This window comes from Okeania sp. SIO2C9 (assembly GCF_010672455.1).
Lineage (GTDB): Bacteria > Cyanobacteriota > Cyanobacteriia > Cyanobacteriales > Microcoleaceae > Okeania.
Window position 1 is genome coordinate 1 of record NZ_JAAHGO010000206.1, and the last position, 1,718, is coordinate 1,718.

Below are 1,718 nucleotides of genomic sequence, written 5' to 3' on the forward strand. Positions count from 1 at the left end.
TCTACTGACTCTGCTGACTCATCCGATCAAGTCGCCTTCAGTCAGTCTGTAGCAATAAAGGGCGCTGGTGCCTCTTTTCCCGCACCGATTTACACCCGTTGGTTTAGTGATCTTAGACAGAAACAGCCTAACCTACAGGTGGACTATCAGTCTGTGGGCAGTGGCGCTGGCGTTAAACAGTTTACTGCCGGAACAGTTGACTTTGGAGCTAGCGATGTCGCGATGACAGATGAGGAAATCGCCAAGGTGGAAAGAGGCGTTTTCATGATACCAATGACAGCAGGTAGCGTGGTGCTTGCTTACAATATTCCAGGAGTCGAATCCGGACTCAAACTCTCACAGGAAGCTTTAGCAGACATTCTCCTAGACAAGATCAAGAAATGGAACGACCCTAAAATTACTGCTGATAACCCTGATCTCAATTTACCAGACTTGCCAATTACAGTTGTATACCGTTCCGATGGCAGTGGTACCACAGGAGTCTTCACCAAAAATCTCAGTGCGATGAGCAAAGAGTGGAAGGATAAAGTTGGCGAAGGCAAGGCTGTGGAATGGCCTACTGGTATTGGTGGTAGTAAAAATGACGGCGTTACTGCCCAAGTTGCTCAGAATGAGGGTGCAATTGGTTATGTAGAGTACGGTTACGCTAAGAGCAAGAAGCTACCTATGGCTGCTCTGGAAAATAAAGCGGGTAAATTCATTGAGCCTACTGATGAGGCGGCTTCTAAAACACTATCAGCAGTGAAACTACCAGAAAATCTCCGCGCCTTTGTTACTAATCCAGAAGGGGAAGATTCCTATCCGATTGTCACTTACACTTGGTTGCTTGCCTACAAGGATTATGATGATCCTGAAACAGCAAAAGCTGTGGAAGCTGCGATTGAATATGGTTTAACTGAAGGCCAGAAAGTAGCTCCAGATTTAGGTTATATTCCTCTACCTGAGAATGTAATTGAAAAAGTTGCTGCTGTTGCTGATCAAATCAGTCCTGACTATGAAATTACAGTTAAATAGTCTCAACTAGAAACTTAAAATCTCACTCCAAGGTTTGGTAGCGGCTTGTAAGAAGCACAAATAACCTACGGACAAGCTGGTTGTTCGCTCCCACTTTCTTAGCTTGTCTTTAGTGTAGAAGCAACTCTTAAAATGCCACATTCAATCAGGGATGTAGCCTCTACCAGTTAAGATTAATATCATCGGCTGATTAATAGCAGCGATGAGAATCCTCTCAAGATCACAAAACTAGGGACTTGCCACACTGCAAAATCCCACACATATAAAAGCAACCGCTGCTCAAATGGTATTTCAACAGTCTCGCTCTCAAGCCGAAAAGACCATTGATAAAGGCTTTATCTGGCTAACTTGCATCTTCGCACTAGGGGTAGCAGCAATTCTGCTCTGGATAGCTTTCCAGGTGGGGATTAATGCCTTCCCTGCAATCAAAGCCTATGGTCTGGGATTTCTGTTTGCCAGTGGCTGGAATCCTGTTAAAGATCAATATGGGGCTTTCCCCATGATCTATGGAACCCTAGTTAGCTCAGCCCTAGCATTGCTGTTGGCAGTACCCCTAGGTTTGGGAACAGCTATCTTCTTGAGTGAAGATTTTTTGCCACTGTCTGTGCGAACAGTACTTGTTTTCTTAGTGCAACTTTTAGCCGCTATTCCCAGTGTAGTATATGGTCTATGGGGAATTTTTGTCCTCAGCCCTCTAATTAGAC

At 44.7% G+C, this 1,718-nt stretch carries 1 protein-coding gene and 1 pseudogene; both read left to right on the forward strand.

What is annotated here, in order from left to right; all coding sequences use genetic code 11:
• Positions 1-1,014, forward strand: a 1,014-nt coding sequence (gene pstS / locus F6K23_RS40320; protein ID WP_293166809.1) for a phosphate ABC transporter substrate-binding protein PstS, incomplete at its 5' end; no start/stop codon positions are given.
• Between the two features lie 283 nt (positions 1,015-1,297).
• Positions 1,298-1,718 (forward strand): annotated as a pseudogene (locus tag F6K23_RS40325) (phosphate ABC transporter permease subunit PstC); the annotation flags it as partial.